The sequence below is a fragment of the Streptosporangium sp. NPDC020072 genome (assembly GCF_040631445.1).
Classification (GTDB): Bacteria; Actinomycetota; Actinomycetes; order Streptosporangiales; family Streptosporangiaceae; genus Streptosporangium.
The window spans coordinates 184599-200728 of sequence record NZ_JBEYAB010000016.1; the positions used below are offsets into that span (position 1 = coordinate 184599).

The 16130-nt window shown below is 71.8% G+C and carries 12 protein-coding genes; 7 read left to right on the plus strand and 5 right to left on the minus strand.

Annotated elements, in window-relative coordinates; genetic code table 11:
* Positions 1–92 precede the first annotated feature (92 nt).
* The 6 genes from ABZ470_RS33915 (at position 93) to ABZ470_RS33940 (ending at position 7939) form a co-directional block, all read left to right on the plus strand.
* Positions 93–2237: a protein kinase gene (locus tag ABZ470_RS33915; protein WP_362916527.1), complete on the plus strand. Its 2145-nt coding sequence runs from the start codon at positions 93–95 to the stop codon at positions 2235–2237.
* Between the two features lie 51 nt (positions 2238–2288).
* Complete coding sequence (locus tag ABZ470_RS33920; protein WP_362916529.1) at positions 2289–4412, plus strand: protein kinase; 2124 nt, start codon at positions 2289–2291, stop codon at positions 4410–4412.
* Between the two features lie 50 nt (positions 4413–4462).
* Positions 4463–5338, plus strand: a complete 876-nt coding sequence (locus ABZ470_RS33925) for an AraC family transcriptional regulator (RefSeq protein ID WP_362916531.1) — start codon at positions 4463–4465, stop codon at positions 5336–5338.
* 10 nt (positions 5339–5348) lie between these two features.
* The gene (locus ABZ470_RS33930; RefSeq protein WP_352009015.1) at positions 5349–6029 is read left to right on the plus strand and encodes an AzlC family ABC transporter permease; all 681 of its coding nucleotides are present in this window, start codon (positions 5349–5351) and stop codon (positions 6027–6029) included.
* Positions 6026–6340 (plus strand): AzlD domain-containing protein, encoded by a 315-nt coding sequence (locus ABZ470_RS33935; protein ID WP_362916533.1) that lies wholly within the window; start codon positions 6026–6028, stop codon positions 6338–6340. The genes ABZ470_RS33930 and ABZ470_RS33935 overlap by 4 nt, the downstream gene beginning before the upstream one ends.
* A 105-nt stretch (positions 6341–6445) precedes the next feature.
* Positions 6446–7939 (plus strand): protein kinase, encoded by a 1494-nt coding sequence (locus ABZ470_RS33940; protein ID WP_362916535.1) that lies wholly within the window; start codon positions 6446–6448, stop codon positions 7937–7939.
* 11 nt (positions 7940–7950) lie between these two features.
* Here the strand turns inward: ABZ470_RS33940 and ABZ470_RS33945 are convergent, their stop codons facing one another.
* Genes ABZ470_RS33945 through ABZ470_RS33955 form a run of 3 tightly spaced genes read right to left on the minus strand, consistent with a single transcriptional unit; the run spans position 7951 to position 9894 of the window.
* Positions 7951–8883 (minus strand): RluA family pseudouridine synthase, encoded by a 933-nt coding sequence (locus ABZ470_RS33945; RefSeq protein WP_352009460.1) that lies wholly within the window; start codon positions 8881–8883, stop codon positions 7951–7953.
* The gene (gene lspA, locus ABZ470_RS33950) at positions 8876–9511 is read right to left on the minus strand and encodes a signal peptidase II (protein ID WP_362916537.1); all 636 of its coding nucleotides are present in this window, start codon (positions 9509–9511) and stop codon (positions 8876–8878) included. Before lspA ends, ABZ470_RS33945 begins: the two co-directional genes overlap by 8 nt.
* Positions 9475–9894, minus strand: coding sequence for a TraR/DksA C4-type zinc finger protein (locus ABZ470_RS33955; RefSeq protein ID WP_352009011.1), 420 nt, complete (start codon positions 9892–9894; stop codon positions 9475–9477). The genes lspA and ABZ470_RS33955 overlap by 37 nt, the downstream gene beginning before the upstream one ends.
* A 472-nt stretch (positions 9895–10366) precedes the next feature.
* Between ABZ470_RS33955 and ileS the strand changes: the two genes are divergently transcribed.
* Positions 10367–13540 carry an isoleucine--tRNA ligase gene (gene ileS, locus ABZ470_RS33960; protein WP_362916539.1) on the plus strand — a complete coding sequence of 1058 codons (3174 nt, stop codon included), beginning with the start codon at positions 10367–10369 and terminating at the stop codon, positions 13538–13540.
* 108 nt (positions 13541–13648) lie between these two features.
* Here ileS and ABZ470_RS33965 read toward each other — a convergent pair whose 3' ends face one another.
* Both ABZ470_RS33965 and ABZ470_RS33970 read right to left on the minus strand, forming a co-directional pair.
* On the minus strand, positions 13649–15214 hold the full coding sequence (locus ABZ470_RS33965; RefSeq protein WP_362916541.1) for a hypothetical protein: 1566 nt from the start codon (positions 15212–15214) through the stop codon (positions 13649–13651).
* A 58-nt stretch (positions 15215–15272) separates the two neighbouring features.
* Positions 15273–16130, minus strand: a complete 858-nt coding sequence (locus ABZ470_RS33970; protein WP_352009008.1) for a DivIVA domain-containing protein — start codon at positions 16128–16130, stop codon at positions 15273–15275.

The window sequence follows — 16130 nt, forward strand, 5'->3', positions numbered from 1 at the left end:
ATCCAGATCTCCGGAGAGTCGATCACCCTCCTCGGCCTATGAGAGTATTCGGTGGTTCCGGAAAGGGGCCAAGAGAGGGGGAGGTGCGATCGATGGCCGAAGCACAGCCTGAGGGACGTCGCGTCGCCTCCCGTTACCACCTGCTCGAACCCATCGGCCGTGGTGGCATGGGCATCGTCTGGCGGGCGCACGACGAGTTCCTCGACCGTGAGGTCGCCGTCAAGGAGGTCCGCTACGCCGACATGCTCGGCGAGGACAGCCAGGAGGACTTCAACCGCCGCACCAAGCGGGAGGCCAGGGCGGCGGGACGGCTGACGCACCCGAACGTGGTCGTCGTCCACGACGTGGTCGAGGAGGACGGCAGGCCCTGGATCGTCATGCAGCTGGTCGAGTCCCGCTCGCTCGGCAAGGTGCTGCGCCAGGAGGGGCCGCTGCCGTACCGGCGGGTGGCGGAGATCGGGTCGCAGGTGCTTGAGGCGCTGCGCGCCGCCCACGCCCAGGGGGTGCTGCACCGGGACGTCAAGCCGGAGAACGTGCTGCTGGCCGACGACGGCCGGGTGGTGCTGACCGACTTCGGCATCGCGACTCTGGAGACGGAGACCGCGCTGACCATGACGGGGATCGCGGGCACGCCCGCGTTCATCCCGCCGGAGCGGATCAAGACCGGCACCGCGCAACGCGAGTCAGACCTGTGGTCCCTCGGGGCGACGCTGTACGCCGCCGTGGAGGGCAAGCCCCCGCACGATCGGGGCGGGGCGCTGCCGACCATGCACGCGGTGCTGAACGACGAGCCGGAGCCCCCCGTCCACGCCGGGCCACTGGCGCCCGTGCTTGAGGGGCTGCTGCGCAAGGACCCCGAGCTGCGGATGTCCTACGACGAGGCGGCCCGGCTGCTGCGCCAGGTGGCCGAGGGGCCTCAGGAACGGCGGCAGCCCGCGAGGACGACCGTCATGCCCGCCGTCGCGGGTGAGGCGGGTGCCGAGACCGATCCGGACATCCGGTACCGCCCGGAGGGGGTGCCCGCGACGGGGCTGAAGCTGGGCTCCGCCGCGCCCGCCCCGGCCTCCCCCGCGGAGGAGCCTCCGACGCAGGCGCGCAGGGACCGGCCCTCCGGCACGGGACAGGGAGCCGCCGCGCAGGGAGCGCGGAAACCGGCCGCCGAACCCGCCCAGAAGGCCCCGCGGCAGGCCGTGCCGAAGGCTTCGCAGCAGGCCCAGCAGGCCGCCGCGACGCGGAAGGTCACGCCGAAGCCCGCCGCGAAGCCGGTTTCCGCGACTCCGGCGCCGCCGCGTGCCCAGGCCGGGAAGGTGGCTCAGCCGCCGCTCTCCAAGCCCTCGGCCAGACGTGAGCCCGCACCGGTACGGCCGCCGGTCCCCGTCTCGCGGCCCGAGCCCTCCTCCGCTCCCCCCGCCGTTCCGCCCGTCACTCCGCCGCCCTCGGCGGCGGAGTTCTTCCCCACGTCGCCCTCCGGGGCGGGGAAGCCCTCCTGGAGCTGGGACTCCATGCCACCGCTGCGGCGGTGGTCGCTGCTGCTGGTGCCCGTACTGGTGATCATCGTGCTCGTCGCGGGTTATCTCGGAATGCGCTACGGCAGGGAGGTCGGGCTGCCGGAGCCCAGGACGAGTGAGTCGAGTGAGACCGTGGGGGCGGCCGACCGGCCCGCGGAGACGACCACCGAGCCGATCTCCGAACACTCCCCCTCCCAGAGCGCGAGTCCCAGCCCCGTCGAGAGTCCCACCAAGGACGACGAAGACGATGAGGACGACAAGAAGAAGGAAGACAAGGAGAAGGACTCCGGGCTTCCCGAGGGCTGGCGCACACACAAGGACTCCAACGGGTTCTCCGTCGGCCTGCCCAAGGGGTGGGACGTCGACAGGCGCTCCGGCCCTTCGGTGTGGTTCCGCGGCCCCGACCGGGTGAGCTACCTGCTGATCGAGTACACCAACACTCCCAACTCCGACCCGAAGAAGGACTGGGAGGACCAGGAGCGCTACAGCAGGGGCAACTTCAACGGTTACAAGCGCATCCGGATCGAGAAGGTCGACTACATGAAGAAGGCCGCCGACTGGGAGTTCACCTGGGACACGAGCGCCGGTAAGGCGCGGGTGATCGACCGGGGCTTCGTGACCGAGGGCGGCAGGGGTTACGCCATCTACTGGCACACCATGGCCGACGAGTGGGACAAGAACCTCGCCCTCTTCAGGGGATTCACGGAGACCTTCTCCTCGAAAAAGTAGGCGAGCCTCCCGACCGGCTACGATGCGTGGGTTTGGGAGGGGCTGGAGAGAATGACCGAACGGAAGGTCGCGGGCCGGTACCGCCTGCTCGAACCCATCGGCGAAGGCGGGATGGGCGTCGTCTGGCGTTCCCACGACGAGCTTCTCGACCGGGTCGTGGCGGTCAAGGAGGTTCGTTACCGCGGGATCGACGAGGCCGCGCGGGCCGACCTGAACCGGCGGACGATCCGGGAGGCCAGGAGCGCCGGACGGCTCGACCACCCCTCTGTGATCATCGTGCACGACGTGGTCGAGGAGGAGGGCAGGCCCTGGATCGTCATGCAGCTGGTCCGTTCGCGTTCCATGGGCGAGGTGGTGCGCCGGGGTGGGCCGCTGCCCCCGTCGCGGGTCGCCGAGGTCGGGCTTCAGGTGCTCGGCGCGCTGCGGGCCGCGCACACGGCCGGGGTGCTGCACCGGGACGTCAAGCCGGAGAACGTGCTGCTCGCCGATGACGGCCGGGTGGTGCTGACCGACTTCGGCATCGCCTCGATGACCCAGGAGACCGGGATCACCCGCACCGGGGGGATGGTCGGCACCCCGGCCTTCCTGCCCCCGGAGCGGCTGCACGGCATGCCCGCCACCCCCGAGTCGGACCTGTGGTCGCTGGGGGCGACGCTGTACGCGGCGCTTGAGGGACGTCCGCCGTTCGAACGGCCGACGGCCGCGGCGACCATGATGGCGGTCCTGAACGGCGAGCCGAGCCCCATGTCGCACACCGGCTCCCTCGTCTCGGCGATCCTCGGCCTGATGGCCAGGGAGCCCGCGGCCCGGCTGACCGCCGACGCGGCCGAGGCGCTGCTCACCCGCGCCTGCACCGAGGCCCCGGGGGCCGCGGCGGGTACGGACGACCGCCTTCCCCAGGCGGGCCCGGCCCCCCGGCACGGCCGCCCCCACACGGCGGAGGTGCCCCACACCGGCAACGGCGCCTTCCCGCACCCGAACGAGGGCCCGTACACGGGAGGGCACACCGCCGATCCTCGCCACGGCGGCGAGCCCTGGCGGCAGGCGGCACCCCAGCCCGGTCCGCAACCGATGCCGCTACCAGGACCCCAGCCGGGAACGCGGCCGGGCGAGGCCCCGTGGGACGCCTCCCCGTGGACCGGGCAGCCGGCCGGGCAGCCGGTGGGACCGGGACAGGCGGCCTCGTGGCACACCGGCCAGGCCGGGGCCTCTCACGGCGCCCCGTCGTCCGCCGGGCAGGCGCCGTACCCGGGAGATCCGGCACATTCCCCCTACCGTGACGACGCGACCCGGGTCGGGCGGCCGTCCTACCCCAACGACCCCTTCCAGGCCTATCACCCGGGTGGCCAGGCTCATCCCGGCGATCCGTCCTCGCACGGCCAGGGCGGACACCCGCTGCCCGAAAACCCGTTCGGCGGCCCCCTTCCCGGCCTCCCCCACGGCACCGAACCGGCCTACCAGGGGCCCGGCAGACGGCGGGGCAGGCGTGCCGCGCCCGGCTCGCAGGCGTCCCCGCGACGGCCGGCCGTACGGCGGGCGGTTCTGATCGTGGGGATACCGGTACTGGTCGCGGGGTTCGGCGCCGGAGGGTGGCTGCTGGCGGACAACTTCGGCGCCGGCCGGACCGCGACCCCGACGCCCCCCGCCACCTCCGCCCCGTCGATTCCGTCCGCCAAGCCGTCGAAGAGCCCGCGCCCGTCCCCCACCGCCTCCCCAACGGTGCGCCCGTCCAGGCTGCCCGAGGGCTGGCAGTACTACAAGGACCCGGTGATGGGCTTCACCGTTGCCCTGCCGCGCGGCTGGACGAGCAAGCGCTTCTCCGGGCGTGACCGGGTGGAGTTCAGGAGGCCCGGCTCGTCCGCCCTGCTGTGGATCGAGTCGACCGCCGATCCGGAGAAGGACCCGGTCAAACACTGGGAGAACCTTGAGAAGGACCGCGTGGTCAAGAAGCTCTGGCCGGGCTACGAACGCATCGGCATAACCCCGCTGCGATACCGTGGTGTGGAGGCGGCCGACTGGGAGTTCACCTACCTGAAGAACGGCGTCCGGACACACGTCCTGGACCGGGGGTTCCACACGATCACGGGCCGTCCTTACGCGATCTACTGGGAGAGTCCTGAGTCCGAGTGGGACCGGGCGTTCTTCGACAGGTTCACCGAGACCTTCCGTCCGTGACCGGCCGGGGGTCGGGCCGGGAGACACCACTGGAGACACGACCGCGGTCCTTGGAGACGGAGACGGGGCTGGAGCCGGGGAGCGGAAGCCTGGAGGCGGCACGCTTCTGGCGCAATCCGGCGCTGCCCGGGGTCGATCTGCTCAAGGCGAGATACGTGACCCATCGGTTCACCCGGCACGCCCACGCGGGCTACGCGATCGGGGTGATCCTGACCGGGATCGAGGAGTTCGACTATCGGGGCGCTCGGCACCGCGCGGGCGCGGGAAGCGTGGTGCTGGTCGACCCCGACCAGGCGCACAACGGTCACGCGGGTGAGCCGGACGGCTGGGCGTACCGGATGCTCTACCCCTCCGTCGAGGTCCTGTCCGGGATCGCCGAGGAGCTGCTCGCCGGGCGGGGCACGCCGTACTTCCCCGAACCCGTCGTCTCCAGCGCGCGCGGTGCCGCGCTGCTCAGGAGGGCGCACGACGCCGCCGAGCGCGGCGACAGCCTGGCCTCCTCGACGCTGGCCCGTACGGCCTTCGGCACGCTGCTGCGCCTGCACGCCGCCCGGCGTCCTCCGGAGACGCGCTCCGTCGGCAACGACCTGGCCGTACGGCTCGCGCGGGAGATCCTGCACGAGAGGCTCATCGATCCGCCCACGATCGAGGACCTGGCGCTGGCCGTGAAGGCGAAGCCGTTCGGGCTGATCAGGGCCTTCAAGGCGGTCACCGGGCTGCCGCCGCACGCCTACCTGAACACGCTGCGGGTCAGCCGGGCGCGTGGCCTGCTCGACGCCGGGGTACCCGCGGCCCAGGTCGCCGCGGACGTCGGTTTCACCGACCAGGCGCATCTGACCAGGCATTTCAAGCGGGTCGTCGGTGTCCCCCCGGTCGCCTACCAACGTGCAGGAACGTACAAGACCGAGGCAGAAAACTCCACATAACCTCACCATCATGGAAATATCCACTCGTTCCTCAGCGACAAGGGACGGACTGGGAGTGGGGATCGCGGTCGGGCTGTCCGGCGTCGCGTTCGGCGCCAGCGCGGTCACCGCGGGGCTGAGCGTCGCCCAGGCATGCGTGCTGAGCCTGTTCGCCTTCACCGGAGCCTCACAGTTCGCCCTGGCGGGCGTCATCGCGGGCGGCGGCAACCTCGTCGCGGGCACCGCGGGCGCCCTGCTGCTGGGGGCCCGCAACAGCCTGTACGGCCTGCGCATGGCCGACGTGCTCGGCGCCAGGGGCGGTGCCAGGTTCGTCACCGCCCACGGCGTGATCGACGAGACGACGGCGGTCGCCCTGGCCCAGCCCGACGAGGAGTCGGCCAGGACGGGCTTCCTCGTCACGTTCGCCAGCCTCTACCTGACCTGGAACCTCACCACCCTGCTCGGCGCGGCGGGCACCTCCTGGGTGGCCGATCCCGCGCTGCTCGGCCTCGACGTGGTCGGGCCCGCGACCTTCCTGGCGATCCTGTGGCCCAGGCTCACCGGCGGCGGCCGGGAGACCGGCGCGCTACGACTGGTCGCGGGGACGGGCGCCGCGATCGCACTGGCCGTGACTCCCTTCGCCCCGCCCGGGGTTCCCGTGCTGATCGCCGCGACCGCCGTACTCGCGGTGACCCTGAGGAGGCCCCGATGAGTGCCGTGTGGTGGGCCGTGATCGCCACCTGCGCGGGGTGCTACGCGCTGAAGCTGGCCGGAATCTCCGCGCCGCGCAGGCTGCTCGACCACCCCAGGGTGCAGCGTTTCGCCGCGTTGGTCCCGGTCGCGCTGCTCGCCGCGCTGATCGCGGTGCAGATGTTCGCCCACGGTCAGTCGCTGCATCTGGACTGGCCGCGCACCGCCGGGCTGGGCGCCGCCGTCGTCGCGCTGCTGCTGCGCGCGCCCTTCCTGGTGGTGCTCGCCGGCGCGGCCGTCGTCACCGCGGCACTGCGGTGGCTGATCGGCTGAGCGGAACCGTACCCGGAGCGTGACGGTGATCCCCGGCGCCAACTATTGCGGTGATCTGCGTAGTTCATCCTGAATACCGGGACACATCACGGGTAGACGAGGCCCATGTCCGACTCTGGAGAGGTCATCGGCACGCGTTACCGGCTGATCGAACCCATCGGCCGCGGGGGAATGGGCACGGTCTGGCGGGCGAAGGACGAGGTACTCGGCCGTGACGTCGCGGTCAAGGAGGTCATCCCCTCTCCCGACCTGACCGGCCCGGAGCGTGAGGTCTTCACGATCAGGACGCTCAGGGAGGCGCGGGCCGCGGGCAGGATCGGCCATCCCGGCGTCGCGACGGTCTACGACGTGATCGAGGAGCGCGGACGGCCGTGGATCGTCATGCAGCTCGTCGAGTCCAGGACGCTCGGGGCGGTGGTCCGTGAGGACGGGCCGCTGCCCGCCTGCAGGGCGGCCCGCGTCGGGCTCGACGTGCTCGGGGCGCTGGTGGCCGCCGGTCACGCGGGTGTGCTGCACCGCGACGTCAAACCGGACAACGTGCTGCTGGCCAGGGACGGCCGGGCCGTGCTGACCGACTTCGGCATCGCGGTGCTCGAAGGAGACTCCTCCGTCACCAGGACGGGCGCCCTGATCGGCACCCCGGCGTTCATCGCGCCGGAACGGGCGGGCGGAGGACCTGCGGTGTTCGCCTCCGACCTGTGGTCACTCGGGGTGACGCTCTACGTGGCGGTCGAGGGACGCTCCCCCTTCGAACGCGCCCACCCGCTGGCCACCCTCAGCGCGGTCATGCACGAGGAACCCGCCCCGATGCGGCTCTCCGGGCCGCTCGGGCCGGTGATCCACGGACTGCTTCGCAAGGACCCCGCCGAGCGGATGTCCGCCGAGGAGGTGCAGGTCGGCCTGCGCTCCATCGTGAACGGAATCGCCCCGCAGGAGACGATGCCGATCGACCTGCCCGTCCCCGCGCCGCCTTCACCGCCCTCACCGTCCTCACCGCCGGAGACCGGACCGGTGGCCGGGCCCGTGGGCGTGGCCGTGACCGGACAGGCGGCCGCGTCCGGCCCTCCTGCCCCCCGGAGACCGCGGAGAGGGGCGGCGGTCGTGGCCGCGGCGGCGCTCGCGGTCACCGCCACCGCGAGCGCGGCGGCCTGGGTCGCCATGAACTCCGTTCCCCCGGCGACCCGGGGACCGGTCACCCCGGCCGGGGTCTCTCCGAGCGGGCGCACCCCCGCGACGAAGCCGGAGCAGGCACGGCTGCCGGCCAGGAAGGACCCCGCCCCCGAGCGGACGCAGGAGAGCGACGAACGCCGCACCGTCCCCGAGGCGCCGCCCGAGAAGCCACAGAACCCACAGAGCCCGGAGAAGCCCGAGAGGACCGAGAAGCCGAAGCCGAGCGAGTCCCCCGATCCCCCGAAGAAAGAAAAGCCCCCAAAGGATGACAAACCAGACAAGAGTGAGGACGAGGGGCAGGAGGCCGGTCCGCCCGAGGAAGGCGGCCAGGACACTCAGGAGCCGGCCCCCGAGGACGACCAGGAGCAGGAGCCGGTGGGCGAGGTGGCCCCGGGCGACGCCCTGAACGCCCTCGCCGTGCTCTCCTGACCCCTACCTGGCTACCGGGACTCTTCGCCGACGACCTTCAACGCGTGCGCGAGATCGTCGGGATAGTCGGTGGTGAAGGTCATCCACTCGCCCGTGACGGGGTGTTCGAAGGCCAGGGAGACGGCGTGCAGCCACTGGCGGGAGACACCGAGCCGCGCGGCCAGCGTGGGGTCGGCGCCGTACATCATGTCGCCGACGCACGGATGGCGCAGCGCCGACATGTGGACCCTGATCTGGTGGGTCCGCCCGGTCTCCAGCTTGATGTCGAGCAGCGAGGCGGCCCGGAAGGCCTCGATCGTGTCGTAGTGGGTGACCGAGTCCTTGCCGCCCGCCACGACCGCGAAACGGCCGTCCCCCGCCGGGTGACGGTCGATCGGCGCGTCGACGGTGCCGCGCAGCGGGTCGGGGTGCCCCTGGACCAGCGTGTGGTAGCGCTTGTCCACGGTGCGCTCCTTGAAGGCCCGCTTCAGCCGTGAGTAGGCGTGCTCGCTCTTGGCCACGACCATCGCGCCGGTGGTGTTGGCGTCCAGGCGGTGCACGATGCCCTGACGTTCGGCGGCGCCGCTGGTCGCGACCCGGTGCCCGGTGCCGAGCAGGCCGCCGATCACGGTCGGCCCGGTCCAGCCCGTGGTCGGGTGGGCGGCCACCCCGATCGGCTTGTTGACCACGACGATGTCGTCGTCCTCGTAGACGATCGTCATTCCGGGGACCGGCTCGGCGACCGGGGTGGGCGCGCTCGGCGGGGGCGGGAGCGTGACGTCCAGCCACGCGCCGGCGTGGACCCGGTCGGACTTGGCCGCGGGCGAGCCGTCGACCAGCACGTCCCCGTCGACGATCAGCTCCGCCGCACGGGTGCGCGACAACCCGAACAGCCGGGACAGGGCCGCGTCGAGGCGTTCGCCCTCAAGCCCGTCGGGGACGGGAAGACTCCGCTGTTCAGCCATCATTCCTGCTCTCCGCCCTGTCCTTGGAACCTTCCTCGGCCTTGTGGGTCTCCGGCGCCGTCTCCTGCCCGCCGTCGCGTGTGCCGTCGAGCTGGTAGCCGCGCCAGGCGAGGAAGACCGCCAGGATCCCGCCGCAGACGATCGCCGAGTCCGCGACGTTGAACACCGGGAAATGGCTGGGGAAGACCTCGACGAAGTCGACGACGTGCCCCTGCAGCCCGCCGGGAGCACGGAAGAGCCGGTCGGTCAGGTTGCCCAGCGCCCCGCCGAGCATCAGGCCGAGTGTGACGGCCCACGGCAGGCTGCGCAGCTTGCGCGCGGTACGCAGGATGGCCACCACGACGCCGGCCGCGATGATCGTGAAGACGATGGTCATGCCGGTGCCGATGCTGAACGCGGCCCCCGCGTTGAAGATCACCCGGAACTGCAGCAGCCCGGGGATCAGCACGAGCGGGTCCTTGCCCTCCAGGGTCCGCAGCACGGCCGTCTTCGTCGCCAGGTCAAGGCCGTAGACGACCACCGCGAGAGCCGCCAGCAGCGCGACACGCCGCCTCCTGGGCGGAGGCGTCCGCGAGCCGGCGGCCTCTCCCGTCAGCGCCGCTCCTCCCGCTGCTTGCAGGCCACGCACAGCGTCGCCCTCGGGAACGCCTGAAGGCGCTCCTTGCCGATCGGCTTGTGGCACGATTCGCACACTCCGTAGGTCCCTGCGTCGATCCGGGCGATCGCCCGTTCGTTCTGCGCGACCAGGTCGCGCGAATTCAGGGTAAGGGCGATCTCACGTTCCCGCTCATACGTCCGGGCGCCCGCGTCCGCCTGATCGTCTCCGGCTCCGTCCGTGACGTCACCCGAGGCGATCTCGCTTTCGGCCTTGAGGATCTCCTCGTTCAGCTCGTCGATCTCCACGCTCAGCCTCGTGCGGACCTCGGCGAGCTCCTCGGCCGTCCAGGTGACGGTGCCGCCGTTCCCCGACGGGGCTACCGCGCTCTCGTCCGCGCGTACGGTCGCGGCCATGGCGGCCTCCTTGCTCGATCGGACCGTATCCGGTGTGGTAAACGGTGCGGGCAGCTTAGGTCCCCCATAACGGAACGGCAAACGACCCGCCGGGATGTTTACCACTCCCGTAACATCCGGTCCCCCTCACCGGATTCCGCCCGCGCCTTGACATCGCAGGAGAAAATCGGGAAGTTTCGCGCGGGGACGTACGTTAGGGTGTGAGCCTGCAAGGCGTTGATGGGGACGAGTACCTCCGAGCCCCTCGCACGAGCGACCCGGGGACGGTGCGAGCCCGGGGCGATGCCCGGAGGGAAGATCACCCCTGAGCCGCCGGAGGAACGGCCGCGCGAACGCGCCGCCCAGTAGAACCGGCAGCAGACTCAAAGGAAGAGGGCCTTCTCGCGAAGGTCAAGGAGGGTGGTACCGCGGGGCCGTACGGTCTCGTCCCTCCACGCCACTGCCAGCACCAGCGTGGAGGTCCAGCCCGGTCATGTCCGCCTATTTCCGCTCTCTTCCCGCGCAGGTCGATCTGCCCGCGCTCGAACACGAGGTGCTCGGCCGCTGGCGGGACGGCAAGGTCTTCGAGCGCTCGGTCGAGCAGAACGCCGACGGCCCCAACTGGGTCTTCTACGAGGGCCCGCCGACCGCCAACGGCATGCCCGGCGTGCACCACGTCGAGGCCCGCGTCTTCAAGGACCTCTTCCCCCGCTACCGCTCCATGCTCGGCTACAACGTGCCCCGCAAGGCCGGCTGGGACTGTCACGGCCTGCCGGTCGAGGTCGGCATCGAGAAGGAACTCGGCCTGTCCGGCAAGAAGGACATCGAGGCGTACGGCATCGCCGAGTTCAACGCCAAGTGCCGCGAGTCGGTGCTGCGGCACGTGGACGCCTTCGAAGAGCTGACCGAGCGCATGGGCTACTGGATCGACCTCTCCCAGGCCTACCGCACGATGGACCCCTCCTACGTGGAGTCCGTCTGGTGGTCGCTCAAGGTCATCTTCGACAAGGGCCTCCTCAGCCGCGCCTTCCGGATCACGCCGTACTGCCCGCGCTGCGGCACCGGCCTGTCCGACCACGAACTCGGCCAGCCCGGCGGCTACGAGACCGTGACCAGCCCGTCGGTCTACGTCCGCATGCCCGCGACCTCCGGCCCGCTGGCCGAGCTCGGCGCCTCGCTGCTGATCTGGACCACCACCCCGTGGACGCTGGTGTCCAACACCGCCGTGGCCGTGCACCCCGAGGTGACCTACGTCGCGGCGCGCCCCGCGGGCTCCGACGAGGTGCTGGTCGTCGCCGAACCGCTGCTGACCGCGGCTTTGGGCGAGGGCGCCGAGGTGCTGGCCTCCTTCCTGGGCGGCGACCTTGAGCACACCACCTACTCACGCCCCTTCGACCTGGTCGACATCCCCGGCGCGCACTACGTGGTGCTCGGCACCTACGTCACCACCGAGGACGGCACGGGCCTGGTCCACCAGGCGCCCGCCTTCGGCGCCGACGACATGACCACCTGCAACCGGTACGGCCTGCCCGTGGTCAACCCGATCGGTCCCGACGGGCGTTTCCTGGACGACGTACCCCAGGTCGGCGGCCAGTTCTTCAAGGACGCCGACGAGGGCCTGACCGCCGACCTGCGGGAACGCGGCCTGCTGTACCGGGGCGATCACTTCGAGCACAGCTACCCGCACTGCTGGCGCTGCCACACCGCGCTGCTGTACTACGCGCTGCCCGCGTGGTACATCCGCACCACCGCGGTCAAGGACCAGATGCTCGCCGAGAACGAGAAGACCAACTGGTACCCCGAGACGATCAAGTGGGGCCGCTTCGGCGAGTGGCTGCGCAACAACGTGGACTGGGCGCTGTCCCGGTCACGTTACTGGGGCACGCCGCTGCCGCTGTGGGTCTGCTCGGCCGACGACTCCCACATCACCTGCGTCGGCTCGATGGAGGAGCTCGGCAGACTGGCGGGCCAGGACGTCTCCGCCCTCGACCCGCACCGCCCCTACGTGGACGACGTGACGCTGCCCTGCCCCACCTGCGGGGCCGAGGCACGCCGGGTACCGGACGTGATCGACGCCTGGTACGACTCGGGCTCCATGCCCTTCGCCCAGTGGGGCGCGCCGTACCGCAACGAGGAGATGCTCACCCAGGCCTACCCCGCGCAGTTCATCTGCGAGGCGACCGACCAGACGCGTGGCTGGTTCTACTCGCTCATGGCGGTCGGCACGCTGGTCTTCGGCAGGTCGTCCTACGAGAACGTGCTCTGCCTGGGCCTCATCCTCGCCGAGGACGGGCGCAAGATGAGCAAGCACCTGGGCAACGTGCTGCAGCCCATCCCGCTGATGGACAAGCACGGCGCCGACGCGCTGCGCTGGTACATGGCCTGCTCCGGCTCCCCCTGGGCCGCCCGGAGGGTCGGGCACGGCGCCCTTGAGGAGATCGTCCGCAAGGTCCTGCTGACCTACTGGAACACCGCCTCCTTCTTCACTCTCTACGCCAACGCCGAGTCCTGGTCGCCGTCCCAGCTCCCCGAGGCCCTGCCGTACGGCGAGCGCCCGCTGATCGACCGCTGGGCGCTGGCCGAGTTGCACCGCACGGTGGCCGAGGTCACCGCGTCGATGGAGGAGTTCGACACCGCCAGGGTCGGGCGGCGGCTGGCCGACTTCCTCGACGACCTGTCCAACTGGTACGTACGCCGCTCGCGCCGCCGTTTCTGGTCCGGCGACACCTCGGCGTTCGCCACGCTGTACGAGTGCCTGGAGACCGTCACCCGCCTGATGGCACCGGTGACGCCGTTCGTCACCGACTACGTCTGGGACGTGCTCCGCGACACCGGGGCTCCCTCCTCCGTCCACCTGGCCACCTGGCCCGCGGTGAAGGAGGAGCTGCTCGACGGGGAGCTGTCGGAGCAGATGGCTCTGGTGCGCCGCCTGGTCGAGCTGGGCCGTTCGGCCCGTGCCTCCAGCGGGGTGAAGACCCGCCAGCCCCTCGGCCGCGCGCTGGTCGGGGCCCGTGGCTGGGGCGCGCTCTCCCAGGAGCTGCGCGACCTGATCGCCGACGAGCTGAACGTGCAGCGGCTTGAGGACCTCGGCGCCGTCGGAGCCGATCTGGTCTCCTTCACCGTCAAGCCCAACTTCCGGGCCCTGGGCAAGCGGTTCGGCTCGCAGACCAAGCTGGTCGCCTCGGCCGTCGGCGCGGCCGACGCGGCCGGGCTGGCCCGCGCGCTGCGCTCCGGATCGGCCGTCACGGTCGAGGCCGGTGAGCTGGGCACGGTCGAGCTGACGACCGAGGACGTGATCGTCACCGAGCAGCCGAAGGCCGGCTGGGCGGTGGAGACCGGGGCGATCGGCACCGGCACCGGCGAGACCGTCGCGCTCGACCTGGCCATCACCGACGAACTGCGCCGGGCGGGCCTGACCCGCGACGCCATCCGTCTGTTCCAGGACGCCCGCAAGTCCACCGGTCTGGCCATCACCGACCGGATCGAGGTGTGGTGGTCGGCCGCCGACGCCGAGCTGGCCGAGGCCCTGCGGGCCCAGGGCGCGACGGTCGCCGGTGAGATCCTCGCCGACTCCCTCACCGAGGGCACCGAGGGCACAGCCGAGGACCTCCCCGTCCACCACGACGCCGACCTGGGGTTGACCTTCAAGCTCCGCCGTAGCGTCTGATCCGGCTCGGGAAACCAAGGGGGCGGGTGGCGTCATACGCCACCCGCCCCCTTGTCCGTCTCACGGGAGACCATGCCTTCCGGGGCCTTCCGGGGACCCTCAGGTTCTTCAGGTGATCGGCCGGCAGACGGAGCAGCTGCGCATGCCCGCCGCCTCGGCGTCGGCAAGGGAGATGGTCTCAAGGCCGCTGCCCTCGACGCCCTTTATGGCGTCCAGGCCCCTGATCAGGGGGCAGGTGGGGCTGTGGAAGCGGCGGGTGCCGACGATGATCTTGACCATCTCGGGCTCGCCCGCGTCCGGCTTCTTCTCCGGCGCGGCACCGCCTTCTCCGGTCTCCTTCGCGTCCGGCGCCTGGGCCTCCGGCTTCGCGGGACTCTCGGGTACGGCGGCCTGCTCGGGGGCCGCCGAGGTGGAGCCGACCGGCACCGGCCGCCCGGCGCGCCCGGGTCCGGTCTCGGCCGGCTCCACCGGCTTGGTTCCCTCCGCGGGGGCCTGTCCGGCGTCGGCGGGCTTCGTGACGGCCGGTTCCGTGGAGGCGGGCTTCACAGGAGCGGACTCGGTCTGGGAGGGCTCGGCCGCCTTGTCCGGGGACGTCGTCTTCCGGGCGGGCTCCGCGGGCTCCTTCTGAGCCTCGGCCGCTTCCCGGTCGCCTGCCTCGGCGGGGACGTCCTTCTTCTCCTGGCCGGTCGCGGGCTCCTTGGACTCAGCCGAGGCGTCGTCGGGCACCAGGTGCCGGACGATGTCACGGCTGAACCAACTGGTGGCGTTGGGGTCCTCCGCCTCCCCTGAGTCCTCTGTCTTCTCGGGACCGGGGGCGGGGGCCTGCGAAGGCTGGGGGTGGGCGGGTGCTTCCGCGGCGCGAGGCGGTACCACCCGTTCCTCGGTCTGTGGCCGGTCCGGCTGCCCTGCCGAGGGCGGCTGCGCGGGGCCCGGCTCCGGCTCCGTCCTGCGGGTCTGCTCGGCTGGAGCCGAGGGACTCTGGACGTAGGGGCGGGTCACCGGGGTGTCGCGGACGTCCGGCGGGACCGCGGCGTGGGAGGCGAGTCCGGCCGGGTCACGGACGCCCGCCTCTGCGGCGTCCGCCCGGTCGGAGGAGCCCGGCCCCCGGGGGGAAGGGGACACGGGTTCCCGAATCTCCGGCGGGGCTCCCTGCTGGAGTCCTCCGGTGAACTCGGGCAGGCACGTGGTGCAGGGCGTGAAGCCCTCCTCCCGCGCCTCCTCGTGAGTGAGTTCCTCATGATCCCGTCCGGCCAGCTGACGGCACCCGGCGACGTGGTACCGCTTACGGCCCGGGATCACCAGGACGATCGCGTCGTCACCGAGGTGACCCCGCCTCGCGGCCGCCGTACGGCCCGGCCCCTGCTGGGGGGCGACGGGAACCGTCTGCCTGACACCGTGCGGCACCGTAGGCGGCGGTGTCCGCATGACGGGCTGGTTCGGCACGGGCGGCCCCGGAGGGACCGGTCCCCTCGGCGGGGGCGGCGGAGCTGCCCCGCCGCGTCCGCCAGCGGGGAACAACTCGTGGCGGCGTAGCAACGCACCGATCACCAGGAAGACCGCGGACAGCACACTGACCGCGATCGACCACATGACCAGGAACGGCTGGGACATCACGAACCCCGCGATGAGCAGGACTATGGCCGTGAGCACCAGCCCAGCGCTGATAAGGATCACAGAGGAACTCCTGGATACGGGTCAGACGGATGACCCGAAACCCTAGCGGCGGCGGTCGTCAGCGGCGGTCGTTGTGCGGGCCGTCGACTCCCTGGAAGGCGCCCGAGTGCTGCGCGGGCTCTCCGCCGAACGGGCTGGCGGCGGCCGGAATGGACGGCTGGACACCGGGGGCGCCGGCGTGGGACATCGCGGGCGGGCCGCCCACGATCGGGAACCCACCACTGCCCTCAGCGGCGACGGTCAGCTCGGCGAGCTGGTTCTCCAGGTACAGCTTCAGACGGCTGCGGTACTCCCGCTCGAAGCTGCGCAGCTCCTCGACCTTGCGCTCAAGCTCGTCACGGGTCTGCACCAGCGACCCCATGGCCTGCCTGTGGCGCTCCTGGGCGTCACGCTCAAGCGTCTCGGCGCGGGCGCGGGCGTCGCCGATGACCTGCTCGGCCTGGCGGCGCGCCTTCCCGAGGATGTCGTCGGCCTCGCGGCGGGCCCTGGTCACCGTCTCGTCCGCCTCCCGGCGGGCGTCGGCGATCGCCTGGTCGGCGGTCTGCTGGGCGAGGGCGAGGACGCGCGCGGCGGTGTCCATGTTGTCCTCGGCGGGGGGCATGCCCATCGCGACGGGGACGGGCTGCTGGTGCGGCGCCGGCTCAGGGGGCCTGATCGGCTCGGGCTGCTGCATCATCATCTCGGGCTTGGGCTCGGCCACCGGGGCGGGCGCCATGGCCATGCCCATCCCGCCGGGCACCTTGCCCCTGAGGCACTCCGCCAGTTTGGCGCGGAGCTCCTCGTTCTCCTGGATGAGGCGGTCGAGCTCGGACTCGACCTCGTCGAGGAAGGCGTCAACCTCCTCCTCATCGTAGCCCGGCCTCAGCCGGGTGGTACTGAATTGCTTGTTCCGCACATCAGCGGGCGTCAGCGGCAT